Annotated in this window: 21 protein-coding genes; 8 read left to right on the plus strand and 13 right to left on the minus strand. The window is 68.9% G+C overall.

Annotated elements, in window-relative coordinates:
- The first annotated feature begins 419 nt into the window (after positions 1–419).
- A complete protein-coding gene (pta, locus tag DAERI_RS18650; RefSeq protein WP_165794287.1) occupies positions 420–2531 on the plus strand; it encodes a phosphate acetyltransferase in 2112 nt (703 codons plus the stop codon).
- Positions 2528–5668 (plus strand): DEAD/DEAH box helicase, encoded by a 3141-nt coding sequence (locus tag DAERI_RS18655; protein ID WP_133162075.1) that lies wholly within the window; start codon positions 2528–2530, stop codon positions 5666–5668. Before pta ends, DAERI_RS18655 begins: the two co-directional genes overlap by 4 nt.
- A gap of 20 nt (positions 5669–5688) precedes the next feature.
- Here DAERI_RS18655 and DAERI_RS18660 read toward each other — a convergent pair whose 3' ends face one another.
- The 4 genes from DAERI_RS18660 to ddrC all read right to left on the minus strand — a co-directional run bounded on the left by DAERI_RS18660 (position 5689) and on the right by ddrC (position 10278).
- Positions 5689–7101, minus strand: a complete 1413-nt coding sequence (locus DAERI_RS18660) for a class I SAM-dependent methyltransferase (protein ID WP_103130952.1) — start codon at positions 7099–7101, stop codon at positions 5689–5691.
- Positions 7102–7169: 68 nt separating this feature from the next.
- Positions 7170–8261 (minus strand): LptF/LptG family permease, encoded by a 1092-nt coding sequence (locus tag DAERI_RS18665; RefSeq protein WP_103131039.1) that lies wholly within the window; start codon positions 8259–8261, stop codon positions 7170–7172.
- Positions 8262–8314: 53 nt separating this feature from the next.
- Entirely contained in the window at positions 8315–9361 is a 1047-nt protein-coding gene (locus tag DAERI_RS18670) for an LptF/LptG family permease (protein ID WP_103130953.1), read from the minus strand.
- Between the two features lie 224 nt (positions 9362–9585).
- Complete coding sequence (ddrC, locus tag DAERI_RS18675; protein ID WP_103130954.1) at positions 9586–10278, minus strand: DNA damage response protein DdrC; 693 nt, start codon at positions 10276–10278, stop codon at positions 9586–9588.
- Positions 10279–10528: 250 nt separating this feature from the next.
- On the opposite strand from ddrC, the gene DAERI_RS18680 reads away from it, so the two are divergent.
- Together DAERI_RS18680 and DAERI_RS18685 are read left to right on the plus strand one after the other, a co-directional pair.
- Entirely contained in the window at positions 10529–10708 is a 180-nt protein-coding gene (locus tag DAERI_RS18680; protein ID WP_103130955.1) for a hypothetical protein, read from the plus strand.
- 82 nt (positions 10709–10790) lie between these two features.
- Positions 10791–11465 carry a monofunctional DNA glycosylase gene (locus DAERI_RS18685; protein ID WP_235610465.1) on the plus strand — a complete coding sequence of 225 codons (675 nt, stop codon included), beginning with the start codon at positions 10791–10793 and terminating at the stop codon, positions 11463–11465.
- 142 nt (positions 11466–11607) lie between these two features.
- Here DAERI_RS18685 and DAERI_RS18690 read toward each other — a convergent pair whose 3' ends face one another.
- From DAERI_RS18690 to def, 4 genes are all read right to left on the minus strand, one after another.
- Positions 11608–12273 (minus strand): Type 1 glutamine amidotransferase-like domain-containing protein, encoded by a 666-nt coding sequence (locus DAERI_RS18690; RefSeq protein WP_103130956.1) that lies wholly within the window; start codon positions 12271–12273, stop codon positions 11608–11610.
- Positions 12274–12609: 336 nt separating this feature from the next.
- Positions 12610–13224 (minus strand): hypothetical protein, encoded by a 615-nt coding sequence (locus DAERI_RS18695; protein ID WP_103130957.1) that lies wholly within the window; start codon positions 13222–13224, stop codon positions 12610–12612.
- Between the two features lie 16 nt (positions 13225–13240).
- Positions 13241–14188, minus strand: coding sequence for a methionyl-tRNA formyltransferase (fmt, locus tag DAERI_RS18700; protein ID WP_103130958.1), 948 nt, complete (start codon positions 14186–14188; stop codon positions 13241–13243).
- Positions 14185–14835 (minus strand): peptide deformylase, encoded by a 651-nt coding sequence (def, locus tag DAERI_RS18705; RefSeq protein WP_103130959.1) that lies wholly within the window; start codon positions 14833–14835, stop codon positions 14185–14187. The genes fmt and def overlap by 4 nt, the downstream gene beginning before the upstream one ends.
- Positions 14836–14978: 143 nt before the next feature.
- On the opposite strand from def, the gene DAERI_RS18710 reads away from it, so the two are divergent.
- Together DAERI_RS18710 and DAERI_RS18715 are read left to right on the plus strand one after the other, a co-directional pair.
- A complete protein-coding gene (locus tag DAERI_RS18710) occupies positions 14979–16136 on the plus strand; it encodes a tetratricopeptide repeat protein (RefSeq protein ID WP_103130960.1) in 1158 nt (385 codons plus the stop codon).
- Between the two features lie 92 nt (positions 16137–16228).
- Positions 16229–16771, plus strand: a complete 543-nt coding sequence (locus tag DAERI_RS18715; RefSeq protein ID WP_103130961.1) for a hypothetical protein — start codon at positions 16229–16231, stop codon at positions 16769–16771.
- Positions 16772–16826: 55 nt separating this feature from the next.
- Here the strand turns inward: DAERI_RS18715 and DAERI_RS18720 are convergent, their stop codons facing one another.
- The 3 genes from DAERI_RS18720 to DAERI_RS18730 form a co-directional block, all read right to left on the minus strand.
- Positions 16827–17804: an alpha/beta hydrolase family protein gene (locus DAERI_RS18720; RefSeq protein ID WP_103130962.1), complete on the minus strand. Its 978-nt coding sequence runs from the start codon at positions 17802–17804 to the stop codon at positions 16827–16829.
- A gap of 544 nt (positions 17805–18348) precedes the next feature.
- Complete coding sequence (locus tag DAERI_RS18725; RefSeq protein ID WP_103130963.1) at positions 18349–20877, minus strand: polynucleotide kinase-phosphatase; 2529 nt, start codon at positions 20875–20877, stop codon at positions 18349–18351.
- 130 nt (positions 20878–21007) lie between these two features.
- On the minus strand, positions 21008–22450 hold the full coding sequence (locus DAERI_RS18730; protein WP_235610461.1) for a 3' terminal RNA ribose 2'-O-methyltransferase Hen1: 1443 nt from the start codon (positions 22448–22450) through the stop codon (positions 21008–21010).
- Between the two features lie 277 nt (positions 22451–22727).
- On the opposite strand from DAERI_RS18730, the gene DAERI_RS18735 reads away from it, so the two are divergent.
- The gene (locus tag DAERI_RS18735; RefSeq protein WP_103130964.1) at positions 22728–23903 is read left to right on the plus strand and encodes an MFS transporter; all 1176 of its coding nucleotides are present in this window, start codon (positions 22728–22730) and stop codon (positions 23901–23903) included.
- Positions 23904–23913: 10 nt separating this feature from the next.
- Here the strand turns inward: DAERI_RS18735 and bshB1 are convergent, their stop codons facing one another.
- Positions 23914–24633 (minus strand): bacillithiol biosynthesis deacetylase BshB1, encoded by a 720-nt coding sequence (gene bshB1 / locus DAERI_RS18740; RefSeq protein ID WP_103130965.1) that lies wholly within the window; start codon positions 24631–24633, stop codon positions 23914–23916.
- A 171-nt stretch (positions 24634–24804) separates the two neighbouring features.
- On the opposite strand from bshB1, the gene DAERI_RS18745 reads away from it, so the two are divergent.
- A complete protein-coding gene (locus DAERI_RS18745) occupies positions 24805–25428 on the plus strand; it encodes a uracil-DNA glycosylase (protein WP_165794289.1) in 624 nt (207 codons plus the stop codon).
- 19 nt (positions 25429–25447) lie between these two features.
- On the opposite strand, the gene fumC is transcribed toward DAERI_RS18745, so the two are convergent.
- Positions 25448–26857, minus strand: coding sequence for a class II fumarate hydratase (fumC, locus tag DAERI_RS18750; RefSeq protein ID WP_103130967.1), 1410 nt, complete (start codon positions 26855–26857; stop codon positions 25448–25450).

Genomic DNA, 26857 nt, shown 5'->3' on the forward strand with positions numbered 1-26857 from the left:
GCCTTCTCTTCATAATCCTACCGTTGTATGGCTTTATCTCCTGTCAACCCATAAATGAGCATCCCCCAATCAAGGAGTTATTCGGCACATGGGTAAATAAAGAATTTGGACCAACGTACAAAATGGTCTTGTTCGATTCCCTTAAATACCAATGGTCAGTCATACCCGGAGAGCAACAACCGGATGAAAGATTGCTTCATTATTCAGGTAGATTCGACTACAACGTTTCAAAGAATGAAATTGTGCTTCATAATTTTGGGGATCACAACCAGTATGCCAAGTATTTTGTGGTGCAAATAAAAAGTGGCATATCGAATTATCCTATTATGTTTTCTGAGGAGTCGTTTCTTCATAAAGAAAATGGGTCGATCAAATAGACTGTCGGAATAGCCATTAATCCTCAACCTCAGGAGGAACCTATGAACACCCTCTTCGTCGCGCCCACCCGCAACGGCGTGGGCCTGAGCAGCACGGCGCTCGGCCTCACCCGCGCCCTGGAACGGCAGGGCCTCAAGGTCGCCTTTCTCAAGCCCATCGCCCAGACGCACGAGACGGCACCCGACGACTCGGTGCATTTCGCGCGGACCCTCGCGCACGCGGTCACGCCCGATCCCATCCCCCTCGCGCAGGCCGAGGAGCAGCTCAGCCTGGGGCAGGAGGAGGACCTGATGGAGGGCGTGGTCGCCCTGGCGCGGGAGGCGGCGTCGGGCATCACCGGGGGCGCCGACGTGCTCGTGGCCGAGGGCCTCGCCTTGAACGAGCGCAACGTGTACGCGGGGGCGCTGAACGCCAGCCTCGCGCGCAATTTAGAAGCAGACGTGGTCCTTGTCTCCAGCCTCGCCGGGGTGACGCCCGCCGCCCTGGCGGACGAGCTGGACATCGCCGCCCAGGCGTACCGCCGCTCGGACGGCTCGGGACTGGCGGGGTACGTGCTGAACTTTGCCCCGCGCGAGTTGGACTTCGGCGGGCTGATGGCCGACCTGCGGGCGCACAGCCGCACCCTGGCGCGGGGGGAACTCCCCCTGCTGGGCGTGATCACGCAGTCCCCGGCGCTCACGGCCCCCCGCACCCTCGACGTGGCCCGACATCTCGGCGCCGAGGTCCTGAACGAGGGCGAGGCCACCCTGCGCCGCGTCACCAGCACCGTCGTCACCGCCCGCAGCGTGCCCAAGATGGCCGACCTTTTCACCTCCGGCGCCCTCGTCGTCACGCCCGGCGACCGCGAGGACGTGGTGATGGCGGCGGCCCTCTCGCACCTCAGCGGCGTTCCGCTGGCGGGGCTGCTCTTCACGTCCGGCAGCGCCCCGGAGGACTCCATCGAGAAGCTCTGCCGCGCCGCGCTGACGAGTTCGCTCCCCGTGCTGCGGGTGGCGACGAACTCCTACAACACCGCCTCGGCCCTCTCGCGCATGGACCCCCGGGTGCCGCACGACGACCTGGAGCGGATGGAACGCATCCTCGACTTCATCGCCGACCGGCTGGACACCTTCCCGCTGGGGACGCGGCTCCGCACCCCCCAGCCCGAGGGCGAGCGCCGGTTGCCCCCCAGCGCCTTCCGCTACGAGCTGATCCAGAAGGCCCGCGCCGCGAACAAACGCATCGTCCTCCCCGAGGGCGACGAGCCGCGCACGGTGAGGGCCGCGATCCGCTGCATGGAGAAGGGCATCGCGCGCCCCGTGCTCCTCGCCAAGCCCGACCGGGTGCGCCAGGTGGCGGAGGGGCAGGGCCTCACCCTTCCAGACGGGCTGGAGATCATCGACCCGGACGGGGTGCGGGCGAACTACGTCGCGCCGATGGTGGAACTTCGCAAGAGCAAGGGCCTGACCGCCCCCCAGGCCGAGGCGCAACTGGAGGACACCGTCGTGCTGGGCACGATGATGCTCGCGCTGGGGGAGGTGGACGGGCTGGTGTCGGGGGCAGTCCACACGACGGCGAACACGGTGCGGCCCGCCCTCCAGCTCATCAAGACGGCGCCGGGGGTGAGACTCGTCTCCTCCATCTTCTTCATGCTGCTCCCCGAGCAGGTCGTCGTGTACGGCGACGCGGCGATCAACCCCAACCCCAACGCGGAGGAACTCGCCGACATCGCCATCCAGTCGGCGGACAGTGCCAGGGCCTTTGGCATCCCGCCCCGGATCGCCATGCTGAGCTACTCGACGGGCGAGAGCGGCGCGGGCGAGGACGTGGAGAAGGTGCGGATCGCCACCGGGCTCGTCCGCGAGCGCCGACCCGACCTCCCGGTGGACGGGCCGCTGCAATACGACGCCGCCTCGGTCCTCAGCGTGGGCCTTCAGAAGGCGCCGGGCAGCCCCGTTGCGGGCCGGGCGACTGTCTTCATCTTCCCCGACCTGAACACCGGCAACACGACCTACAAGGCGGTGCAGCGCGCGGCGGGCGTGGTCGCCATCGGGCCGATGCTCCAGGGCCTGCGCAAGCCGGTGAACGACCTCTCGCGCGGGGCGCTGGTGGACGACATCGTGTACACGATTGCCCTGACGGCGATCCAGGCGACGCAGGGAGAGGGGAAGTGACGGCACCCTCCCGGCCCGAAGCCATTCTCGACTTCTGGCGTGCCGTTGAATTTTTCTCTCCACAAACCGTACCGAAAGCCAATCCTGCCGCCCGAGCAGAACCGGTTGAGGTGTTGCGGGAGGATGCCCTCTTACCTTGGGAAGAGGGACACCGCTGGGCACGTCGTCCCCGGCCACCAGGAACGGCAAATCGGTTCACCGTCTACTGTGGCATCTATAGCCTAAGCAACGTTTCTACAGTTCTGGAGAGCGTCCTCGGCAAGGACCCGGAATCTGCCGACGAGCGCATGGACGGCGAGAGCTGTCTCTTCGCCTTGTTGGTGACCAGAGACGGACGCCCGCTGCTAGAAAGCATCACCCTGTCATCCTGTGCTTGGGCGGTGAGCCGCACCCGACAGCCGGGGCCGAGAAGCCGGAACTGGTTGGAGGGCTTTGAAGAAGAGGCCGAGCGAATCGTTGGGCAGGTCAAAGCCCGCTTGGCCCCGGACGAGGACGATGAGCGTGCTCGGGAGTTGGCCGAGAAATCCTTTCCTGTCGGACGACCCCTCACGCTTCAAGACTTACAAGACGCTACCCGGATCGTCGCTGAGAGCTTGGGCGTTAACCAGATGCTGCGCCCTTCGGAGATTCGTGCGCGTTGTGGTCTGGTGTCCAGCAGGCGGCCCTACTCGATAGACGACAACGACTTTTTGAACAGCTTTTTTCTGCGTGACCTGCGAAAGGTGTCTGAACAGGTGCGCCGGGGCAACGTTGGTCAGGGCTTGCGGGATTACCTGACCCCGGAAATGGGAGTCGATGTGTCCAGACGTATCGATGTGCGTGAGCGTCTGGACGTGCTGTTCGAGCAACTCGCTCCCAACCTCTTCCCCCAAGGGCGCTGGCCGAGTAAAGGGCACCACCCCCTCGTGTTCAGCCAGCAATTTGCCGTCAACACTGCCCTTCCCAGCCTGAGTGAGGCGGGCCTGTTTGCGGTGAACGGTCCTCCAGGCACAGGGAAAACGACTCTGCTACGCGACCTCGTGGCGGCCATTGTCGTCGAACGTGCGAAGCGTCTCGCCAACCTTAAAGCCCCCGCTGACGCCTTCACTGGAAAATTGAACTGGAAAACTGGCAAGTTCACCCGTGCGGTAGCGACTTGGCGTGGCGATCTCCAGGGCTTCGAGATCGTGGTGGCTTCCGCCAACAACGGGGCCGTCGAGAATGTGACGCGGCAGATCCCGGGAAGGGACGCCATCGACGAGTCATGGCGGCGCGAGGCCGACTATTTCGCCGAATACGGCACACGTATCCTTGGGGAGGAAGCGTGGGCCATGATCGCCGCTCGTCTGGGGAACAAGAGCAACCGTGCAGACTTCCTCAGCCGCTTCTGGCACCCCGAAGATCAGGAAGAAGAGGGCCAGACCAAGCGGGACCCCGCACGTCCACCCAAGCCGGAGGACGGCTTTCGTAAATTGCTGGAACATTTACAAGGTGAGACGATCAGTTGGGCGGGTGCGGTCAAACGTTTCCGCGCTGCCTTGAATGCTGAGGCCAGGATTCGTGAGGAGCGGCAACATATTCATGACCTGTTCGGAGAACTGCGTGACCTTCAGGGAAAGCTCGACATTGCACCAGGAGTAGAGACCACAGCCGCCGCCCTTCTCGAACAATGTTATCAGGAGCAGCGGGCAGTACAGGAGACGCTTGAACAGGCACTGGTTCAGGTGCGGACCGCCCAAGACAGGCACGAGAGTCATCTCAAAACCAAACCGAATTGGTTGGAAATCCTCTTCTCCCTGGGTGGGGTGAGCCGCACCTGGCGAGCGAGAGAACAGGAACTCTCGCAAGAAGTCGGTCAAGCCGAGACCCGGGCACAACAACTTCGTGCCACTCACGCTGACGCCACCCGGAAGGCGGAACGTGCGGAGCGAGAGTTACAACTGCATCGTGAGGAAAAGCGCCAGTGGGCCGGGCGCCTGCGGGAAGCCCAGAACGAACTGACACAGGCACGAGAACGGGTTCAAAACATTCCCTCGTTAGCCACCTGGGCTACTGATGAAGAAGCTCGGGAGCTTTCCGCCCCGTGGACGGACCGGGAATGGAATGACGCTCGCGCCCAGGTTTTTTTGGAAGCTCTGCGTCTCCACAAAGCATTTCTCGCCGCCAATGCCGAGACGATGCGGAGAAGTCTACACGCCGCAACGGATGTCCTTTCCGGCAGCGTGCCCGATTCCGCTCCTTCAGAGGCGGTTCGGGCGGCCTGGACAGCCCTCTTTTTCGTCATCCCGGTCATTTCCACCACATTCGCCTCGTTTGACAGGCTCTTTTCGCATCTTGGGCGCGAGGCCCTGGGCTACTTGCTCATCGACGAGGCAGGGCAAGCTATCCCTCAGGCGGCAGCGGGGGCTCTCTGGAGGTCCAAACGTGCCATTGTTGTGGGTGACCCCATGCAACTTGAGCCGGTAGTGACTATTCCGTTGACTGCCCAACAGGCGCTGCGCCGTCACTTCAATGTAGGCGAATTGTGGCTCCCCAGCGAAACCTCTGCTCAGCAGCTAGCAGATCGCGTCAGCTTGTACGGGACGAATGTTCCCACCCAGGAGACCTCCCTCTGGGTAGGAAGCCCCTTGCGCGTTCACCGCCGCTGCGACCAACCCATGTTCAACATTTCCAATCAAATCGCTTACGACGGCATGATGGTCTTCGGCACGTCACCAGAATCCACACTCGATCTCCCCGAAAGCTGCTGGATTGATGTTCATGCTTCTGAGGCGGAAGGGCATTTCATTCTCGCTGAGGGAGAGGTCGCCCGGCAATTGATACGTAATTTGGAGGTACAGGGGGTAAATAAAGCGTCCATCTTCGTCATTTCCCCCTTCCGTGCTGTAGTGCGCGAGTTAACGCGAATATTGCCTGATGTGAGAGTCGGTACGGTCCATACCACTCAGGGCAAAGAGTCGGATGTGGTGATCCTAGTTCTAGGCGGGAACCCGAGCCGCGCGGGGGCCAAAACCTGGGCGTCACAACATCCAAACCTGCTCAATGTGGCAGTCAGTCGTGCCAAACATCGCCTTTATGTTATAGGCAACCGTGAAGACTGGCAGAAATACCAATTCTTCTCTGTACTCGCTCGTCAGCTCCCGCTCTTTAGGAACTGAAACTGTTCCAACTTCTTACCTCACCGGTACACATCCGCCCGGCTCATCGGCAGCTCCACCCGGCCCTCCTCGTCGGGCTTGGCAAGGAGGGTCTGGTAGAGGTCGAGCTGGCCGCTCCGGAAGCCGTTGACGCACGCGGCGATATACAGGCGCCACAGCCGGAAGCGCTCCTCGCCGACCAGGGCGCGGGCCTCCTCCCGGCGGGCCTCCAGGTTGTCCGACCAGCACAGCAGCGTCCGGGCGTAGTGTTCGCGCAGGTTCTCCACGTCGCGCGGCTCGAAGCCCGCCCCCTCGGCGTGCTGCAACGTCTCCCACAGGGGCAGGAGTTCGCCGTCGGGGAAGACGTACTTCTGCATGAAGCCGCCCGAGGTGAGCGCCTGGAGCCACTTCGGGAACTTCGGCGGCTGCACGTTCGCGCCGATAGCGTGGTTGAGCATCAGCCCGCCGGGCCTCAGCGCCGCATACGCCGAGCGGAAGTAGGTCGTCATGTTCGCCCGGCCGACATGCTCGGCCATGCCGACGCTGGTGATCTTGTCGAAGCTTCCCGGCCCCTCGCTGACCACGTCGCGGTAGTCGCGCACCTCCAGCCGCACGAGGTGACTCAGCCCCGCCGCCTCCACCCGCGCGCGGCCCTCACGCAGTTGCGCCTCCGAGAGGGTCACGCCCAGCACCTGCACCCCGTACTGCCCCGCCGCGTAGATCGCCAGCCCGCCCCAGCCGCAGCCGATGTCCAGCAGCCGCTCGCCGGGCTTCAGGCGCAGCTTGCGGCAGATGTGTTCCAGCTTGGCCGTCTGGGCCTCGTCCAGCGTCTCGTTGCCGCTCGGGAAGTAGCCGCAGGAGTACACCATGCGCCGGTCGAGCCACAGCCGGTAGAAGTCGTTGGAGAGGTCGTAGTGGTACGTCACCGCCTGCTGGTCGCGCTCGCGGCTGTGGGGGGTGCCGTCCAAGTGGGCGGTGACGGGGCGCGGGGCGGGACCGGCGTGGGCGCGCAGCCTCTGCACGTTCCGCAGGACCCGCGCCACCCGCGCCGGGGTGAGCGGCGCGTCAAAGGCCGTGGTGAGCCCCGCCACCGTGCTGATGTCCCCCTCAATCTCGAAGTCGCCGCGCAGGTAAGCCTCGCCCAGCGCGAGGTCGAGCGGCAGGCCCAGCATTCGCCCCAGCGAGTGCTCACCCTTCAGGACGAGGCGGGCGGTGACGGGTTTCACCGTGGCGGGCAGCACCGTCCCGTCCCAGAGCTGCACGTCGAAGGTCCGCCGCTGCGGAAGGGCCGCTTCCAGCACGTCCAGCGCCGCCGCGCGCAGCTCGGCGGGGGTGGGCGGTCGGCGGACCTGCCGGGCGGCCAGCACCGCAGCCGTCAGGCCGGCGGCCCAGGCAAGCCCCCGGGTGGCGGGACGAAGGGGGGTCGGCCGGTCCATCCGGGAGGAGGCAGACATGGTCCAGCTTAAGCTCTGCCGTGAGCCGGCGTGTCCGCCCACCTGTACAATTTCTTACAATTCGTCTCCTAGCGTCGCCCCGCCCACCACAGCAGCCCCAGCCCGGCCAGCACCGCGATCAGGTCGGGGCCGTAGGCGGCGAGGACGGGGGGCAGCGCCCCGTTTTCGCCCATCACCTTGAAGACGCTCCAGGTGGCGTAGTAGGCGAAGCTCAGGAGGAGCGCCCACACCAGCCCCAGGTTCTGCCCGCTGCGAAAGGCGAACACGGCGAGGCTGACCACGAAAAAGGCCAGGGCGAGCGCGGCGAGCGGCTCGGCGAACTTGCGGTGCAGGGCGGTGAAGTCGGCGGGCGAGCGCACGTGCTGCTGGCGGTAGGTGTTCGTCCGGGCGAGGAGATCGCGCAGCGGCAGGTAGACCGGCTTGAGCGCCGCGTCCCCGCCGTCGAAGCTCGCCTGCACGTCCTGCACGGGGAGGGTGCCGCGCCGGAAGGTCAGCACGGTGACGGGCCGGGCGTCCTGAAAGGTGACCCGCCGCCCGTCCTCGAGTTCCAGCACGTTGCTGCCGGGCCGGAGGCGGCCCCGGCGGGCGGTGATCACCTCACGCGGGGGCGAGCCCGCCTGCATGGTCACGATCCGCAGGTCGCGCAGTTCCCCGCCCGGGAGCGCCTGGCCCACGCTGATCGCGCGGTTCAGGGCGTCGCGCAGCACCAGCCCCTGCTCCCCCAGCCCGATCACGCGGGGGTTGTCCAGGACGATCTCGCGCTGCACCCCCTGCACCTGCACCTTGGCGCGGGTGACGAGGAGTTCATTCAGGGCGAAGGACAGGAGGGCCACCCCCGCCGCGAGGAGCAGCACCGGCCGGAAGAGCCGCGAGGCGGGCACCCCGCTCGCCAGCGCCGCCTTGATCTCGGAGTCGGCGGCCAGGCGCGAGAGGGCGAGCAGCGCGGCGAACATCAGCGCGATGGGGAGCGCCTGGGTGAGCGCCTCGGGCACGTTCAGGGCGACCAGCCGCGCGACGAGGAGGGGATTGGCGCCCTTGGCGAGGAGCGGCGCGATCACCGCCTCCAGCAGCGCCAGCAGGAACAGCACGATCACGATCGCCAGCGCCCCCACCAGCGGCGGCAGGATCTCGGCGAGGACATACCGCTCGAAGCGCTTCATCCCCCCGCCGGCCCTCCCCCGCACCCGGGGCGCGGGCCGGTTCGCCACCACCCTCACCGCAACCTCCAGACGAGCAGGCCCGTGACGAGCAGGAACACGAGGTTGGGAAGCCAGGCGGCGAGCGCGGGCGCCATCGCCCCCGCCCGGGCGAGCTGGGGCATGCCGATCCACAGGACATAGAACGACACCAGGAACACCACCGTCGCCGCGAAGCCCGCCGCGCGGTTCCGCAGCAGCAGGCCCAGCGCCCCCGCCGCGAGCGCGAACACGACCGGCGTGAGGGGGTCGGCGTAGCGCCGGGTCAGCTCGAAGGTGTCCTGCCGCCGCTCCTGGGGGGTGCCCAGCCCGCTCGCCAGCCGCGCTTGCAGCTCGGGCGTGCTGACCTGCTCGGCGGGCGGGGGCGGGGGCCGCAGGGTATCGGTCTGGGGAAAGACCAGCGGGGTCGCCACCCGCCGGGGGTCCTGACCGGGGCGGGTGACCCAGGCATCTTGCACCGTCCAGGTTTTCTTCCGCGTGTCCCAGGTGCCCGACGGCGCCGTGATCGTCTCGCCGCCGCGCTCGACCAGCACGCCCTCCAGACGCGCCACGGCGCCGCCCCGGTCGTTGCTCACCCGGCCCGCGTAGTACAGGGCGCCGGGCGAGGCGTAGGTGTAGTTGTCCCGCGCGGGCGGGGGCGGAGTGGTCCTGAAGATGCCGTACCACGCCTGATTCCAGCGCGCGGGCGCGCCCGGCGCCACATACCCGGTATTGACAAAGGCGACCAGCCCGATGAGGACAAACGGCACGGCCAGCGGCCACACCAGCCGCAGGGGCGGCACCCCCCCGGCGAACATCGCCTTGAGTTCGCTGTCCCCCTGAAGTCGCCCGAAGGTCAGCAGCACCGCGAAGGGCACCGCCAGCACCAGCGACCGGTTGAGGAAGGTGGGCGAAAGCGCCACAAAGGCCTTGACCGCCTGGAGCAGCGTCGCGTCGTAGCTCAGCAGCAGGCCCACCGTGGTGCTCAGGGCGTCGGTGAGTTGCAGGATCAGGAAGAGCGCCACGCCCGCCGCGTACCAGCGCAGCACCTCGCGCAGCACGTAGCGAATCAGCGTGATGGGCACGGGCGAATTCTAGCGGGGGCGCATGAGATGCAAAGGGGCAAAAGAGGGCTCCCGCCACCCGGAGGCAGCGGGGATCAGGGGGGCGGGTTGTTGAGGAGCGAGTGGGAGCAAATCAGGTTGTTTCCAGGAACGAAATCATCCTCTCCCCTTGCGGGAGAGGGTCGGCGCGCCGCGCCGAGGAGAGGGGTTCCGCAGCCGGGATGACTCCTCTTCCCGCGACCTCCTCAGCCCGCCTGGGCCTGGCTCTCCCACAGGTGCCGCTCGCGCTGGGCGACCTCCTCGTGGAGCCGGAGGATGGCGGCGTTGCCCTGGGCGCCCCGCTCGGCGATGGCGCGGGCGGTGGCGGTGTCGAGGTAGGCCAGGCGCAACAGTTCCTCGCTGCGCAGGCCGTCGCGGGTCTGGCGCACGCCCCGCTCGCGGCGGATGGTCGCCGAGTCGGTGCCCAGCACGCTGCGGTTGCTGATGGAGCCGAGCTGACCATAGACACGCCCCTCGCCGCCGTGGCGGGCCACGGTACTCATCAGGGTGCGGCGGGCGTCGGTACTCTCGAGCCGGGCGGCCAGCCAGCGCCGCGCCTCGGGGTCGGCGTTGCGCTCGGCGATCTGCGCGGCCAGCCGAACGTCACCCGTCAGGGCGCGGGAGAGCAGGGTCTGGGCGCGCTTGCGCCAGCGCCGGGCCTCGGGCGTATTCAGGGTGAAGGCCAGCCGGGCAAACTCGGCCGCGTCGAGGGTCGCCTCCGGGCCGATGCCGAAATCGCGCTCCGGGCTTTGCAGGTCATGTTCGCGGGCGAAGGCGGCCCAGTCTTCGGGCATGGGCACGCCGAGGGCCAAAAGGGCGGTGGGCACGTGCAGCAGCCCGTCCGCACTGGCGGGCAGGCGCTGGGCACCGAATTCCAGGGTCACGGGAGCATTCTTCATGGGGCTATTGTAGCACGTTTTACGTCGAAAACATAATAGCCCGACACTCCCGCCAGCCTTTTGAGACGTATCCGCTGGACTTTTTCTCCTTCCCACATCCAAACGGGTATCCGGTGTCCTTTCTGTATATAGCTTACTCAGCCCCTCCCCGGCCCGGGTGGTGCGGGGGTGGCTGGCTCGCGTGACCTCGTAAACATCCCTTCACGCCTGTCTCGCCCGCCCTGGCCTTTGACGTGGGCATTGTGACGCCATGACCGATGATCCCAAGAAGGGCTACGACCCCGCGAACACCTCGCCCGCCGAGGGGCAGAGTCGCCCCATCCCCGAGCAGGACCGGGGCAAGGACCCGGACATCGACCCCGCCGACAAGGACAGCGCCGAGGGTGACCGCGACGAGGTGGAGGACAGCGCCACCCCGGGCCGTGACTGAGCGGCTGCTGGACTTGCCGGGGGGCGAGCGTCCCCTCAACTCGACCCGCCCCGAGGCGGAGCGGGCCGAACTCGTCCGCTGGATGTTCGACCGGCTGCGGGCCGAGTACGGCGAGAAGGCCATCTACGCCCGGCGCGAGCCCATGCACGAGCTGATCAGCACGATTCTCTCCCAGCGCACGACCCACGCGGACGAGGAGGCGGCCTACCAGGAACTCCTCACGCTGGGCGACTGGGACGCGATCACCCGGGCGCCGACCGAGGCGGTCGCCCACGCCATCCGGCGCAGCAACTACCCGGAGAGCAAGGCCCCGCGTATCCAGGCCACCCTGCGCGCCATCCGCGAGCAGCGGGGCGGGTACGACCTCGACTTCCTGGCCGAGATCCCCGTTCAGGAGGCGATGAAGTGGCTCACCGACCTGCCGGGCGTGGGCCTCAAGACCGCCTCGCTGGTGCTGCTCTTTAACTTTGCCCGTCCGGTGTTTCCGGTGGACACGCACGTCCACCGGGTCAACACCCGGGTCGGCACGATTCCCCGCATGGGCGAGCAGGCGGCGCACCGCGCGCTCCTCAAACTGCTGCCGCCCGACCCGCCCTACCTGTACGAGTTCCACGTCAACCTGCTGCGGCACGGGCAACGGGTCTGCATCTGGACCCGTCCGAAGTGCCCCGCGTGCGTGCTGCGCGAACGCTGCGACGCCCACGCGATCTACGGGAACAACGTGCCGAGCTTCGGGGACAAGCCGGGGAAGGGGTAGAGGCGGCCAGGAACGCGCTAGAAGTGGGGACGCCACACTCCCGGGGCAGCAGAATGACGGGGTGACCCGGCGAGCCTCCCCCCAGGTTGCGGAGTGACCTGTTCTCGGCGGCACAGCCTGAAGATCACGGGCGAGTCCGCTGCTAGGGCGTCAACTGTTTCCACTGGCCTTCGGACACCACTTCGGCGGTACCGCCCACCACTTTGATGGCGGTCTGGTCGTCGATGGCGTAGCACGTCCCCTTCACGTCGGCGGCCCACCGTTCCGCGGCGGCCATGGTGTTCCACGGCAGGTCCGGGTGATCCAGGTGCGGGAAGATCGAGAAGTCAACGACCCCGAGGGTCCGGTCGCCGGGCGCGGACGGCCATTCGACGAAGTCCTGCCCGATCCGGGGCGTCATGACCATGCTCCCCGCACTCAGCCCCACCCAGACGCTCTCAGGCAGCGACGGCAGGAGTTCCGCCAGCCCGGACTCCCGCATCCAGTGGCACAGGAACGTCGCGTCCCCACCGTCCACCAGCAGCGCGTCGGCCTCCTGCACCCACCGCACCCACCGGTCCCGGCTGATGCTCGGCAGCGCGGTGAGTTCAAGGACGCCCACGGACTTCCATCCCAGGCCGCACATGGTTGCCGGGGTCTGGTCGGTGATGAAGCGCCGCACCGAGGCTGGCCCGCACCACGGGTGGCCCCACTGCGCCGTCGGGATACACAGGGCGCTGGACTCGGCGATGGGTTTCCCCAGCAGACTGACCAGCGCGTCATGGATACTCGCGTTGGTGACGCCACCCGAGGTGAGCAGAAGTTTCACGGTTCTTCCCCTTGCTGATGAGGTGGGGACCGAAAGACGCCCCTCTTCACGCTCGTCCACACTGGGACAAGGTGGGCTTCAAACATAATCATTGCCCCTTCTTATCCTTATAACAGAGGAACAGCAAACCGGGCCAGAGCCCAGCGCACAGGCCTTGACGGCGCCGAGAACTGGAAGGGCACAGAGGCGCACCTGGCCGTGGACACTCCAGTCCAGAGGCTCGCGGCGCTGATCACGCCTGCGAACGAACAGGATTGGGGACAGGTCCAAGACCTGTGCCGGAGGATGCGGGAGGCCACGGGGCCGCGGTCGGGGTGGACAAGGCCTGCCCGCCCCTCATCCCCGCTCCCGTTCCCGCAGCACGAGTTGCACCAGCCCTAGAGTGACGAGTTCGGCCTCCTCCGGTTGGACGGGGCGCAACTCCTCGACCACGAAGCGGCGCGAGAAGACGCTGCGGCGTTTGCGGACGCGGAAGGCGGGCTGGCCTGCGGCGTCCGTCACGGTGTAGGTCGGGTTCACGAGGTAGTCGAAGCCCGCGGCGATCAGGTCACCGATAAAGGGGACGGCGCCGATCACGCCCTCGATCACGCCCAGCCAGGGGTGGTCGTCGCGGATCGTGAATTCGGGGCGGCCATCCGGCCCGAGCAGTTCGTAGCTCGCCCCCCAGAGGGTCCGCAGACCCTGGGCCTGGAGGGCGCCGACCTCCGAGCCGTCCGCGCGGCGGATCAGGCGCCGGGCCCGCCAGTCGAGCGCCCCCGCCATCAGCCCCTGAGCCCGGATGCTGTGGGTCTGCACCCGCCGCGCCTCGTCGGCGTACACGCGCACCTCGTCGCGGATGCTGAGGAGCTTCTCCTTGACGACGGCGACGAGCTGGCCCTGCGCGTCGGTCACGCGCAGTTCGGTTCGGAGGCTGAGCCGGAATTCCAGCGTCAGGGGAAAGGTGGGATTCACGCTCCCGGGTACGGACTCAGGCGGGGGCCGGTTCCCAGAGGTCGAAACGGGTGCCCGGGGTAACGCCCGCCCCCTGTGCCCAGACCTGCGCGGGCTGCGGCTTGCGGGCCTCCGGCTGCACAGTCTCCACCCGCACGGCACCCTCCCCGCAGGCGACAGCCAGACCCCCCGGGTCCACCCGCAGCACCTCGCCGGGCCGGCCCTGGCCGTCCGTCACGCCCAGGCCGAGAAGCTTGAGCCGCGCGCCGTTCAGAAAAGCCGTGGTCTGCGGCCAGGCAGCCACCCCCCGGTAACGGTTCACGACCGCCCGCGCCGTGTCCCCCCAGCGCACGAAGCCGTCCTCCTTCACGAGCATGGGGGCGTGGGTCGCCCTGGACTCGTCCTGCGGCATCGGCGTCAGGCCAGGCAGCCGCGACAGGGCCTCCACGATCAGCCGCGCGGCCTGGGCGCTCAGGGCGCCCGCGAGTTCGATGCTCGTCCACTCGGGGGCGATGGGCAACTCCTGTTGCAGCAGGATCGGCCCGGTGTCCATGCCCACGTCCGTCTGCATGATCGTCGTGCCCGTGACCGTCTCGCCCCGGATCAGTGCCCACTGGATCGGCGCCGCGCCCCGGTACGCGGGGAGGAGGCTGGTGTGCGTGTTCAAGAAGCCGTGGGGCGGAACGGCGAGCAGGGAGGCGGGCAGGATTTTGCCGTAGGCGCAGGTGACGGCCACGTCCGCCCCACTCTCGCGCAGCCTCGCCCCGAAGGCCGCGTTGCCCCGCAGTTTCGTGGGCTGGGCGAGGGGCAATCTCAGTTCAGCGGCGCGGGCGGCGACGGGTGGCGGCGTGAGCTTGAGTCCCCGCCCCACCGGCTTGTCGGGCTGCGCGACGACGAGGACGACCGCGAACCGCTCGCGGATCGCCTCCAGCACGGGCAGCGCGAAGGCGGGCGAGCCGAAAAAGGCGACGCGGGGGGCGCTCAACCCTGGCGCTCCTGCCGCGCCTTTTCCCTCAGCGCGAGGTCCTGCAGGAACTGCTTGGCCTGGCGCTGCATGGCGGCGAGTTCCTTGCGGTGGTCCTCGGTGACCTGGGGGGGCAGGCGGTCGAGGAAGAACACGCCGTCGAGGTGATCGACCTCGTGCTGGAAAACGCGGGCGAGGTAGTCGTCAGCCTCCAGCGTGCGCTCCTGGCCGTCAAGGTCGGTGTAGCGCACCTGCACGGCGCGGGCGCGCGACACGCCCTCCTCGTAGATACCGGGAATGCTGAGGCAGCCCTCCTGGTAGGACCGGTCCTTTTTCTTGTCGATCACGGTGAGGACTGGATTGAGCATCACGAACTCGCGCAGCACGCGGGACTTCAGGGGCTCGTCCTGGCCCTCCTGCTCCTCCTCGTCGTCCTCGTACTCGACGGCCACGAACATCCGCACGGGGAGGCCCACCTGCGGGGCCGCGAGACCGACGCCGCGCGCCTCGAACATCGTCTCCAGCATGGTGTTCGCCACCTCGCGCACCGTCTGGGGATCAAAGCCGGGGACGGTGAGGAGGTCGGTGGGCTGTACGGCCCGCGCCTTGCGGCGCAGCACGGGGTCGCCGTACAGGCGGATGGGGTAAACGCGGGGGGCCTCGGCCATATTTCCCCGTTTTATCAGAGGCCCAGCGCAGGACAGGGGCACGGGCGCACCTTCGGATGCCCGGGAAGGTCGCCCCCGCACCTGGAATCCGCCTGAGCCCTTCTCTCACGGCCTCCCCACCCTGCCCGCCTAAGGTCGAAAGCATGTCCATCCGGTCCGCCCTGCTCCTGACCGCCGCGCTGCTGGCAGGCCCCGCCGCCGCGCAGACGACCCCCACGACCGGGGCACCCGCCCAGGGTGCCGAGCCCCAACTGACCGCCGAGCAGGCCGCCGCCCAGGCCCGCGACCTCGCCGAGCAGGCCCGGCGCACCTACCCTCAGGGCAGCGCGAGCATCGACCAGACGCTGTGGAAGCAGGCCGCCGCCGCCGCGGAACAGGCCGTGACGCTGGCCCCCGACAACGCCGAATACCTGAAGCTCCGCGCCCAGATCTACACCGAGGTGGGCTTCTGGCGGCAGGCGGAACTCGCGTGGAACGCCTACTTCCGGGCGGCACCCGCCCAGCCCGGCAGCGCCGAGGCCCGCCAGGCGGCCAGCGCCCAGTACAACCTGGGCTACGCGGCGTACACCCGCAACCAGCCCGACCAGGCCGCGCGCTTCTTCGCCACCTGCCTCGACCTGGACGCCCAGAACGTGGATTGCGCGACCTGGGCCGCGCGCACGGCGCTGGAGGCCGGGAACTACGCGCAGGCGCAAACCCTCTACGCCCGTGCCCTGCAATTGAAGCCCGGGGACAAGACGCTCACGTACTTCCAGGGTGTGGCGCAGCGGGCCAGCCAGTACGGCCCCGCCGCCACCCGCGCCTTCAGCCGCGCGTACGCCGACCTCGACGCGGGCCGCAAGCCGCAGGCCCTCGCCGGATTCCAGGAGGCCGCCCGCACCGCCCCCAACTTCGCCGAGGCGTGGCGGGAGGCGGGCCGCCTGGCGTTGGAACTCGGCAACGCCCAGGCGGCCCGCGCCGCCTACGAGGGAGCCGTCGCCCTGCCCGGCGCCACCGGGGGCGACCGCTTCAACCTCGCGCTGGCGCGGGAGGGCGAGCAGTACGGGCTGGGCGCCGTGCAGGCGTTCCGCGCCGCCTATGCGAGGTACGCGGCGGGCGACAAGGCCGGGGCCGAGGCGGGCTTCCTCGACGCCACCCGCCAGAACCCGCAGTACGCCAAGGCCTGGGCCTGGCTGGGCCGCGTCCGCTACGAGGCGAAGAACTACACCGGGGCTGCGGAAGCCTACAGTCAGGCCGTCCGGCTTGACCCGGGCGACAAGAGCAGCGCCTACTTCCTGCGGCTGGCCCAGCAGGGAAAATAAGGGGGGCTGAAGGCGGGGCGTGGCTACCGGGCCGTGCCCCCCTCCTCATGCGCCTTCACCCGTTCGTCAGCCTCGGCGCTTAGGCTGAGCCCATGCGCCGTGCCGCTCTCCTTCTGCCCCTGACCCTGATCCTCGCCGCGTGCGGGTCGCGGGGGGTCCAGGCTCCTGATACCTACGACCTCAGCGGCACCATCGGCGGGGACTGGGGGCAGAACCCCAGGCTGCGGCTGGCCCTGGTGGGCACGGGGCTGCCCGGCGTGGTCACGAACGACAGCGCCCGGGGCCAGAACATCGTGAGCACCGGGGTGAACACCTGGCAGTTCGGCTTCGACCTGCCGGGGATTCCCGCCGTCGCGGGCGTGTATCAGGTCGTGGTCTTCGACGACGCGAACAACGACGCCACCTTCAACGTGGGCGAGCGGTTCGCCCGCAACAAGCAGTGGCTGATCTACAGCGCCCTGGGCGGCAATATCGGCCCCGTGAACGTCCCCGCCTTCCTTCCCGGCGGCGGCGAGGAACTGCTGCCCGCCATGCACGTCGAGCAGGGCTGGAACCTCTACAACCGGAACTTCCCCCTGAGTGACACGAACCCCAGCCCAGCCGGGAAGGTGACCGGGTACGACCTGAGCCGCTGAGACAAGAGCCCCCCGAACGTTGCCGTCAGGTCAGGGTGACGTTCTTTTTTTGTCTCTACAGGTTCGCTTTGAAGAACGCCACGCTGCGGGCGAGCGCCGTGGACAGGTTCCGGCTGAGGTTGTGGTTGTCGCCGGGGTAGACGTAACTCTGGACGGACTTTCCGGCCTGCCGCATCTGGGCCACCAGCGAGGTGTGGAAGCTCACGGGCACGTCCTCGTCCGCCGTGCCGATGTGGAGCTGAAGGGGGCCGCCGAGGCTCCGCAGGTAGGCGTTCGCGCTGAGCTTGTTCCAGAAGTCCGGGTTTTCCTCCGGGGTGCCGTACTTCTCGACCGCCTTTTTCCGCAGTTCCAGCACGCGGCGGGGGATGGACGGCGGCACCGGGCTGTTCCAGTCGTTCATCATCTGGCTGTAGTCGCCGACCACCCCGGCCCAGATCACGCCCGCCTTGATGGAGGGGTCGATGACCATCGCCCGCAGGGTCAGGAAGCCGCCCATTGAGTGCCCCCACATGCCGATGCGGGCGGCGTTCACCCGGGGGTCTTTCTTCAGGCTGGCGAGCGCGTTCATCACGTCCGTCGTGTAGCCGGGGGCGTAGTAGGCGCCGAGCGCTTCCCCCTGGCTGCTCCCGTGGCCCCGGTAGTCACTCTTGAGCGTCACGAAGCCCGCGCGGGCGAAGGCGTCCTGGTAGGCGACGTACTTCTCCGTCGTCCGGTAGACGTTGGGCGGGATGTAGCCGTGGTTGAAGACGATGGCGGGCCAGCCGCCCTTCGGCGGCGTGCCGTTCGGAACGGTCAGGAGCGCGTTGATTCGCAGGCCGTCCGACAGGTAGCTCACCACGTAGCGGCGGTAGTTGCTGCCCGCGCGCAGGGTCTGCCGCACGGTCAGGGCGCTGCCGGGGTAGGGCTTCTCGCGGGCGGCGGGGATGCTCATCTGGGCGGCGTCCACCTTGGCAAGGGCGGCGGCCGACTGGGCGTGGGCGGGGGGCAGGCCGAGGAGCAGGGCGGGGAGGAGGAGGAGCGCGGCGGGCCTCATGCCTCAGGCTAGGAAGGTTGCGGGTGGGGGACGGGATGTTTGCCCACGATGGAGAGGAGGGGTACTTGAGGGGTTGGATGGGCTGCTCTGGCCCGGTTTGCCCCCACCCCCAGCCCCTCCCCCCGGAGGGGGCAGGGGGGCTTTCCGCTGCGCTGAGCAAGGGGTTCGCCCCCCGGACCCGAGGCTGTTTCTCTCCACGCGCAAGGTTTGATCTTGTTGCATTCCAAGCTGCTCGCCCACCGTCTCGCTACGCGAGCAAGGCGTGGTGAAGGCGGTGCGAGTGCGAGCCAAGGGGTGGGAACCGGCCGTCCACAGTAGACGGTTTTTAAAGAGCCAAAGCTTGGACGCTGTTGCTTCTCCCCCCTTGTGACGCTTGATGTGCAATACGGAAAACACCATGTGGGATGAGGTCTTTTTCTCCCTCCTTGTGGGGGAGGGTCGGGGAGGGGGGTGGCAGGCACCGCCTGCCCTCACAGCCTCACTCCAAATAGCCCATCACCACGCCTGCCTCCTAATCCTCAGCCCGGGCAGCCCCCTCCCTCCCCTACAGCCGCGCGTCCACCGGGTCGCTCTCCAGCGCCAGCACACCCAGCACGCACTCGTGAACGCGAGCAGTTCCGGCGCGGTCCACGAAGCGGGCCAGCGCCTCCAGCCCCAGGTGAAACTCGCGCAGGGCTCGGGCACGTTTGGCGCCGAGGGCACGGGTTCGCAGCCGGGCGAGGTGTTCGGGGCGGGTGTACTCCGGGCCGTAGATGATTCGCAGGTACTCGCGGCCCCGCACCTTGAGGGCGGGTTGCAGGCTGCGCTTTTCCGGGTCCAGGAAGGTGAGCGGCTTGACGACCATGCCCTCCCCGCCCGAGGCCGTCAGCGCCTCCCACCACGCGGTCGCCTCCGCCTCGCTGGCCGGATCACTCAGGGTGACGACCCGGTGTGCTGTGCGGCCAAACAGGGCCGGGTCAGCGTCCGCCAGCCGCCCCAGCGTCTCCAGGTGCCAGAGGTGCCCCCGGTCCGTGTGGACCCGCCCCTCCGAGGCGAGGAGGTGGAAGGGCAGGATTCGCACGTCCCCCGGTCCCTCCACCCGGCGCACGTAGGCGCGGTAAGCCTCGCGGTAGGTGGACAGGTCGGCGGCACGTTCGCGGGTTCGCTCCAGGATGCTGCCCACCTCCACGCCCCGCTCGACAGCCCTCTCCAGGGCCGCCACGGCGGCAGGCAGCGCCGCGTTCCCCGCCGCCCCGACCGCCGCGTACTGCCCCCGAATGAGTTCCCCGGCCTTCAGGCTCCAGGGCAGAATCTCGGCGTCGAGGACGAGCCAGCCGGTGTCCAGCGCCTCCCACAGTCCGGCCCCGGTGACGGCGGCGCGGGCGCGGGAAAGCACGCCCTGCTCCCAGTCGGGCGCGAGGAAGGGGCGACCGGTTCGGGTGTAGATGCGGCCCGTTCCATCCTCCACGCCGAAGTGGGCGCGGGCGGCTTCCCCGTCCCTGGCCAGGACCAGGAGGGCGCGCGAGCCCATGTGCTTCTCCTCGCAGATGACTTCCGTGATGCCCTGGCCCCGGAAATACGCGAATGCCTCTGCTGGGTGTTCCAGCAGGCCCTCGCGCCCGCTCGTCTCCACCGGGCTCATCGTGGGCGGGAGGTACACGCACCAGCGCGGGTCCACCCCGAAGCGCGAGAAGGTTTCCACGGCAGCCGAGCGTTCGCCCTCCTTGAGGAGAATGCCGCCGAAGGTCCGCGTCTCGATCCGGCCCCCTTTCAGGAACTCGGCGAGGTCAAGCGTGTCGCCATCCGGCTCGGGGGCGGCGGGCTGGAGGGGTCGGGCGGGCACCGCGTACTGGGCATGGGCGGGCACGCTCACGAGGTCCATCTCGGGATACCGCAGGGCCGTCAGGGCACCCCCGAAGGCGCAACCGGTATCGATATTCAGCGTCCGGTTCACCCAGCGCGGCTGCGCGACGGGGGTGTGGCCGTACACCACGGTCGCCGCGCCCCGGTAGTCCTGCGCCCAGTCCCGGCGCACCGGCAGCCCCAGTTCGTCCTGGCTGCCGTCCACATCGCCGTACAGCGCGAAGGAGCGCACCCGCCCCGACGCCCGCCCCTGATACCGCTCCGGCAGGCCCGCGTGCGCGACGACCACCCGCCCGCCGTCCAGCACGAGGTGGCTCACCAGCCCGCCGAGAAAGGCGCGCACCTCCGCCCGGAACTCCGGCCCCGCCGCGTCGAGTTGCTCCAGCGTCCGGTCCAGGCCGTGCAGCGCCTGGACTGCCTTGCCGTCCAGCGCCCGCTTCAGCTTCTCGTCGTGGTTGCCGGGCACGCACAGGGCGGCGCCCGAGTGGGCCATGTTCATCACCAGCCGCAGCACGCCCACGCTGTCCGGCCCCCGGTCCACGAGGTCGCCCACGAAAACGGCGGTGCGGCCAGGCGGCGGGGTCGCGGTGTTCCCCTCCACCGTGTAGCCGAGTTTGGTCAGCAGCTCACGCAGTTCGTCCAGGCAGCCGTGAACGTCGCCGATGAAGTCGAAGGGGCCGGTGAGTTCCCTGCGGTTGGTGTAGAGCGGGACGCGCGAGATGCGGGCGGCGTCCACCTCCGCCTCCGTTCTCAGGACCCAGACGTGGCGGAAGCCCTCCTTGCCCAGACCGCGCAGGGTTCGGCGCAATTCGGCGACCTGCCGCCCAATGACCTCGGGGCGGAAGTCGCGGTCGGGGCGGGCGGCGTGGCGGGCCTCCAGCACCGCGCGGGGCAGGTCAAGGACGATGGCGACGGGCAGCACGTCATGCGCCCGCGCGAGGTCCACCAGCCGCCGCCGGTCCTCCGGGCGCACGCTTGTCGCGTCCACCACTGTCAGGCGCCCGCGCGCCAGCCGCTTCCCCGCCACATAGAACAGGCTGTCGAAGGCGTCCCCCGTCGCCTCCAGGCTGTTCTCGTCGTCGCTGACCAGGGCGCGGAAGAAGTCGCTGCTCAGCACCTCGGTCGGGAGAAAGTGCCGCGCGGCGAAGGTGCTTTTGCCCGCCGACGACGCGCCGACGAGGGCGACGAGGGAGAGTTCGGGGAGCCGGATGTCGGTGGGGGGAACGGTCATGGGGGCCTCAAGCGCCGATGCTCTCACACCTGGGCGTGGCGGGGATGGGCAGATTAGCGGAGGAGTCAGGAGGGAGCTTGCGTCAGGCGCGTGACGATACTCGTTCCCACGGGGAGGATGGGCGGCAGGGTCATACCCCGCCCACCTTCCGCTCGAACACCGCCATCTGCGTCACCGGCCCGTACTCCGGGTGCACGTCCCCCACGTCCTCGTACCGCACCGTGTAGCCGTACTCTGCCCCTGCCGCGTCTGCCCAGGCGCGGAACTCGGTGCGCGTCCACTCGAAGCGGTGGTCGGCGTGCCTGAGGCCCGCGTCCTCCCCGAAGACGGTGTTGTACTCGCGGTTGGGCGTGGTGACGACCACGGTACGCGGCTGGGCATCGCCGAACACGTGTGCGGTCAGGGCATTCAGGCGGTGAGGCTCCAAATGCTCGATCACCTCCACGAGCGCGGCGGCACCGAAGCCCCGGAGGCGCGAGTCGCGGTAGGCGAGGCTGCCGTGGAGCAGGCGCACACGCCCGGCAAGTTCGGGCCGTTCCCGGAGGTGCAGTTTCTCCGCCGCAATTTCCAGCGCGCGGTCGCTCACGTCCACGCCGACGAGTTCCCGGAACTGCGGCACGGGGATCAGGCGCCGCAAGAGTTTCCCCTCCCCGCAGCCCAGATCCAGCACACGGGCGGCACCGCTGGCCTCCAGCACTTCCGCTACCCGGTCCAGCCGGGCGTCGTGGAGACGGGGACGAGGTTCGGATGGGGTTTCCTCGACCTCTGCCGGGTCGGGGCCGAACGCTGCCTCGGCCTGCCGCACCAGCTCGCGGAAGCGCAGGAACCGCCCGGTGATGAGGTCGCGCTCCGGGTGGGTCTCCAGCCAGCCCGCGCCGTGGCGCAGCAGCTTGTCCACCTCCGCCTCGCCCAGGTAGTAGTGCTTGCGGCCGTCCAGAACGGGCAGCAGCACGTACAGGTGCGTCAGCAGCTCGCGCAGCAGGGCGGTGCCCGACACCCGCAACCGGATGTAGGGCCGCTCGCCCCACTCGGGAAACAGCGGGTCGAGGGGGATAGGCTCGGCGTCCACCGTGTACCCCAGCGGACCGAAGAGCCGGGCCGGGAGGTCGGCGGGACCCCGCGCGGCCACGCACGGCAGCTCTGCGACCAGGGGGATGGGCGTGTCGGCGAGTTCGGGGCGGTCCTTGCTGCGCCCCGTCATCGCGGTGCCGAAAGCGTCGCGCAGGGCGACCGCCAGGAAGGAGCCCGCCGCGTAGGGCCGGTCGTTGACATAGGGCTCCAGCGGTGCGCCCTCCCCGGCCCGCGTATGGCGCGAGAGGGCGACCGGGTCCACCTCCAGCAGCAGGGCCGCCGTGCAGGTCCCCTCGGTCGCCTCCGGGTAGAAGACCACCGCGCGCCCGAAAGGCAACTCGCGTTCCAGCACGCGCTCCGGGTGCTTATGGAGCAGGAAGCCCAGGTCGGTGGCGGGCTGGTGGGTGGTCGTCAGCGTGAGGAGCATCCTGCCCGGCAGGTTAACGCCGCCCCGCGCCGCGTACGTCCGCAAGGTGGCGGAGGGGAAGCGCTCGCGGGGCAACCGCGAAGTCGGGTTGTGGACGCGCTCGCCCCGCTCACCCCTCAGTCCGCTTTGCCGACAGCTCCCCCGAAAAGGGAGCCGGGTCCGGGAGTTGCCCCCTGGAGAGCCGATTCTTCTGTCTGCCCCCCAGTGGAGGTGCCCCGCGGGGGCGGACTCGCAGAGCTGCACCGCACAGGGGTAGGGCGAGGCTGTGCGGAGTTGATGACTTCGCGGCTGCCCTGGAACCATCTGCCGGGCCGGAGCGCCGCCCCGCCCCCAACCCGTACAATCGGCCCTGATGCTCTGGACCCGTCCCCTGGTGATGCTGCGGCTGCTCGCGCTGCTGCTCACGAGCGAACTCGTCCGCACCGGATTCGTCGTGTCGGCGCTTCCCCTGGCCGGGCCGGGCCTGGGCCTGGGCACGGCGGTGATCGGCGCGATGGTGGGGGGGCACTACCTGGCCGACGCGCTGGCAAAGGGGCCGGTGGGCCTGGTCACCGAGCGCTGGGGGCTGGGCCGGGTGCTGACCCTCGGGGCGGTGTTGGGGCTGGGCGCCGTGCTGGGCACTCGGCTGGCCCCCTCGCCCCTCTGGGGCGTGCTGGGGTGTGCCGCCTGGGGCGTGGCCTACGCGGCCCTGTGGCCCGGCGTGATGAGCGCGTCGCAGGCCCTCGCCCGACCGGGGCGGACCGCGCGGGCCCTCGCCGCGTCCAGCCTGAGCGTCGCGCCCGCCATCCTGGGCGGCGCGCTGGGCGTTGGTCCGCTGATGCAGGCCCACCCGGACGCCGCGTGGCTGCTGCTCGCCGGGGCGCAGGGCACGGCGCTGCTCCTCGCCCTGAGCTTGCTGGGACTGCGGCTTCCCCACTCGTCCCTCACCGCGGGGAGCGTGTGGCGCGGCTGGTCACGGGTCGCCGTGCTGCTGCCCGCCGCGTTCGCCCAGACGCTCGCGCCGGGGCTGCTCGTCACGGTGTTCTACCCGCTGCTGGCGCGGCTGGGGCTGGGCCTGGGCGACCTGATCGGGCCGGGCCTGCTCGCGCTCGCCCTGTTCGGCCTCTGCCTGTGGGGCGCGGGGCGGCTGGCGGACCGCGTTCACCCGCGCCGCGCCCTCGCGCCGGGCCTCCAGGGGCTGGCGCTGACCTTCGCGCTGGCGGCGCTTCCCGGCATGGAGGACCGGCTGTGGCTCCTCGCGCCGCTGCTGGGGCTGGGCTACGGGGCCTTTGTCGCCGGGTGGAACGGGCTGGTGGGCCGGGTGCTGCCGGAAGCGCACCGCGCCGCCGCCTGGGGCACCGTGATGGCGGTCGAGGCCCTGGGGTACGCGGTCGGCCCGGTCCTGGGCGGGGTCGCCTGGGCCAGCTTCGGCCCGGCGGGCGTCTTCACGCTGGGGGCGGCGGTGTTCCTCCTCACCGAGGGGTACTACCTGCTGCCGGGGCGCTCGCTGACCCGCCCGGTCCCCCGCGCCGAGGGCGAGGCGGGGTAAAGCCGATCCCTCACAGCCGCTCGGGGTCCACGAGCAGGGGGGCCTCCGTCTCGAAAGCCTCCGCATACCGGACCCGGGCCAGCGTCCCCCAGTAGGTCAGGCGGCCCCGGCGGCGCTCGATAATCTCCGGCGTGACCGTCTCGGAGATGTACTCGCCCGTGAACTGGCTGGTGTGAGCGCGGATCGCGGCCTCCCAGTCATCCATCACCGCGCCGACATCGACGAGCAGGTTGGCCGGGATGTCCGCATTGCCCTGATAGAGCAGTACCTGGGAGACGCGGTGCGGCTCGCCCTCCACGTCGGCCTTGCGGAGCGCGGCGAGGTGCAGCGCCCGCTTGGCGAGGTGGTAGGTGCCGAAGTGGTCGGGGTGCCGGTCCAGGTGGTGCGGCACGACCAACACGCGCGGGCGCACCGCACGCAGCACAGTTGCCAGCGCCGCCGCTCCCTCCGGGGTATCGGCCAGGCCACCGTCCGGGAGCCCCAGTTGCCCGCGCCAGGTCAGACCCATAATCTGCGCCGCCGCCACGCACTCGGCCTCGCGCTCCTCGGGCGTGCCCTGGGTGCCCCGCTCGCCGCGCGACATCTCCAGCACGCCGACCGCCTGACCCGAGCGCGCAAGACGAATCAGCGTCCCCCCCGCCCCGATCTCAGCGTCGTCGGGATGCGGGGCAAGGCACAGCCAGTCGAGGGGCCGCACGGTGCCGTGGACGGTACGCCAACCTTCAGTCATGGGGCGCAGCATAGGGTCGAATCGGGCGGGTAAGGGCAATAAAAAAGCCGCCCTCTCGGACGGTGATAGAAAAAGAATAGCGTGGGATGCAGCAGAAGTCAAATTATGCAGGCCGATTTGAGGGGAAGCCCTGCGAGGAGCGGGGAAAGTCCCGGGAATAGGAGAAAACCCATGCAAACCCGCAGCCTCGGCATCCAGGAGGTGCAGCAGGCCCGTCTGGCGCAGGCCTTCGACCCCCACGTCGCCCCCCTCAACCGCTGGGCCGAGGAGCAGCGTTCGGCGAGCGGGCACTGGCTGCCCTTCTTCGATCCGCTCGACGGCGGCGTGCTGGCGCGGGTCCTGCTCCTCCTCGAATCGCCCGGCCCGGTCGTCAGCCGCACCCGCTTCGTCTCGATGGACAACCCGGACGGCACGGCGGAGAACCTGCGCTGTCTGCTCCACCTCTCGGGTCTGCGGCGGAGGGAGGTGGCGATGTGGAACGTCGTGCCGTGGCAGATGAGCGAGAACGGTGTGGTGACCCCCCGGCCAGGGCAGTACACCGAGGCCGCGTCCCTGACCCGGCACCTCCTCTCGATGCTGGCGGACCTTCAAGTCGTTGTCCTCGTCGGTCGCCACGCCGAGCGGGCCTGGCCGCTGGTGGGCTCGGCCCTGCCTACCCTCCCCTGTCCGCATCCGAGCCCGCAGAACTTCGTCTCGCGGCGAGATTCCGCTGTGCTGGCGCTGGGCACGCTCGTTAAGGCGCGGAGGATGGTTTCCGGCAAGGAAAAAGGGGCCACCCCCATTCCCGAGGAGTAGCCCCTTCTTTCGGCCCGGCTCAGCTATGGGTCATGTCGAGCGGCACGACCCACCGGCCAAACTCGTCCTCCGTGACGTAGCCCAGGGCGAGCGCCGCTTCCTTCAGGCTGGTGCCTTCCTTGTGCGCCTTTTTGGCGATCGCGGCGGCCTTGTCGTAGCCGATGTGCTTGTTCAGGGCCGTGACCTGCATCAGGTTGGTCGAGAGGTTGTGCTCGATCTTCTCCACATTCGGCTCGATGCCCACGGCGCAGTTGTCGTTGAAGGCGAGGCAGGCGTCGGAGATCAGGCGAATGCTCTCCAGCACGGCGTGGACCATCACCGGCTTGAACACGTTGAGCTGGAAGTTACCCTGTGAGCCCGCAAAGGCGACTGTCGCGTCGTTGCCGAAAACGCGGGTGGTCACCATCGTCATCGCCTCCGCCTGGGTGGGATTCACCTTGCCGGGCATGATGGAGGAGCCGGGCTCGTTCTCAGGGATGATGATCTCACCGATGCCGTTGCGGGGGCCGGAGGCGAGCCAGCGCACGTCGTTCGCCATCTTCATCAGCGCCCCGCTCAGGGTCCGCAGCGCCGCCGAGGTCTGGACCAGGGCGTCGTGGGCACTCAGCGCGGCGAACTTGTTCTCGGCGGAACGGAAGGGAAAACCGGTTTCATCGGCGAACTTCTGGGCCGCGAGGTCGCCGAACTGCGGGTGGGCGTTCAGGCCCGTGCCGACCGCCGTGCCCCCGATGGCGAGGTCATAGAGGCCCTGCTCGGCGTGCCGGACCTCCGCGAGCGCGTAGTCGAGTTGCGCGACCCAGCCGCCGATCTCCTGCCCCAGCGTGATGGGCGTGGCGTCTTGGAGGTGGGTGCGGCCCACCTTCACGAGGTCCCTGTACTGCTCGGCCTTCGCCGCCAGCGTATCCCGCAGCTTGCCGACACTGCCATACAGCCGCTCGTTGAGTTCCAGCACGACGGCGATGTGCATGGCGGTCGGGAAGGTGTCGTTGCTGCTCTGGCCGCGGTTCACGTGGTCGTTGGGGTGGACGGGCTTCTTGGACCCCATCTCGCCGCCCGCAAGTTCGATGGCGCGGTTGGAGATGACCTCGTTCGCGTTCATGTTGCTCTGGGTGCCCGAGCCGGTCTGGAACACGACGAGGGGAAAGTGGTCGTCGAGTTTCCCGGCGATCACCTCGTCGGCGGCCCGCACGATCAGGTCGGCGATGTCCCGCGGCAGCTCCCCGAGTTCCGCGTTCGCCTGCGCCGCGCCCTTTTTCAGGATGCCCAGCGCGCGGATGACCGGGCGGCCCCACACGAAGGTGTCGCGGCCAATCGGGAAGTTGTGGATGCTCCGCTCGGTCTGCGCGCCCCAGTAGCGGTCAGAGGCGACCTGAAGCTGGCCCATCGTGTCGGACTCGGTGCGAGTCTGGGGGGAGGTGGTCTGGGTCAT

Origin of the sequence: Deinococcus aerius (genome assembly GCF_002897375.1) — a bacterium.
Taxonomy (GTDB): domain Bacteria; phylum Deinococcota; class Deinococci; order Deinococcales; family Deinococcaceae; genus Deinococcus; species Deinococcus aerius.

Coding starts and splice junctions, on each gene's coding strand:
- DAERI_RS18710 (WP_103130960.1), top strand. CDS start 14,979: ATGTCCATCCGGTCCGCCCTGCTCCTGACCGCCGCGCTGCTGGCAGGC.
- DAERI_RS18665 (WP_103131039.1), bottom strand. CDS start 8,261: ATGAAGCGCTTCGAGCGGTATGTCCTCGCCGAGATCCTGCCGCCGCTG.
- bshB1 (WP_103130965.1), bottom strand. CDS start 24,633: ATGACTGAAGGTTGGCGTACCGTCCACGGCACCGTGCGGCCCCTCGAC.
- pta (WP_165794287.1), top strand. CDS start 420: ATGAACACCCTCTTCGTCGCGCCCACCCGCAACGGCGTGGGCCTGAGC.
- fumC (WP_103130967.1), bottom strand. CDS start 26,857: ATGACCCAGACCACCTCCCCCCAGACTCGCACCGAGTCCGACACGATG.
- DAERI_RS18735 (WP_103130964.1), top strand. CDS start 22,728: ATGCTCTGGACCCGTCCCCTGGTGATGCTGCGGCTGCTCGCGCTGCTG.
- def (WP_103130959.1), bottom strand. CDS start 14,835: ATGGCCGAGGCCCCCCGCGTTTACCCCATCCGCCTGTACGGCGACCCC.
- ddrC (WP_103130954.1), bottom strand. CDS start 10,278: ATGAAGAATGCTCCCGTGACCCTGGAATTCGGTGCCCAGCGCCTGCCC.
- DAERI_RS18720 (WP_103130962.1), bottom strand. CDS start 17,804: ATGAGGCCCGCCGCGCTCCTCCTCCTCCCCGCCCTGCTCCTCGGCCTG.
- DAERI_RS18660 (WP_103130952.1), bottom strand. CDS start 7,101: ATGTCTGCCTCCTCCCGGATGGACCGGCCGACCCCCCTTCGTCCCGCC.
- DAERI_RS18745 (WP_165794289.1), top strand. CDS start 24,805: ATGCAAACCCGCAGCCTCGGCATCCAGGAGGTGCAGCAGGCCCGTCTG.
- DAERI_RS18680 (WP_103130955.1), top strand. CDS start 10,529: ATGACCGATGATCCCAAGAAGGGCTACGACCCCGCGAACACCTCGCCC.
- DAERI_RS18715 (WP_103130961.1), top strand. CDS start 16,229: ATGCGCCGTGCCGCTCTCCTTCTGCCCCTGACCCTGATCCTCGCCGCG.
- DAERI_RS18725 (WP_103130963.1), bottom strand. CDS start 20,877: ATGACCGTTCCCCCCACCGACATCCGGCTCCCCGAACTCTCCCTCGTC.
- DAERI_RS18685 (WP_235610465.1), top strand. CDS start 10,791: ATGTTCGACCGGCTGCGGGCCGAGTACGGCGAGAAGGCCATCTACGCC.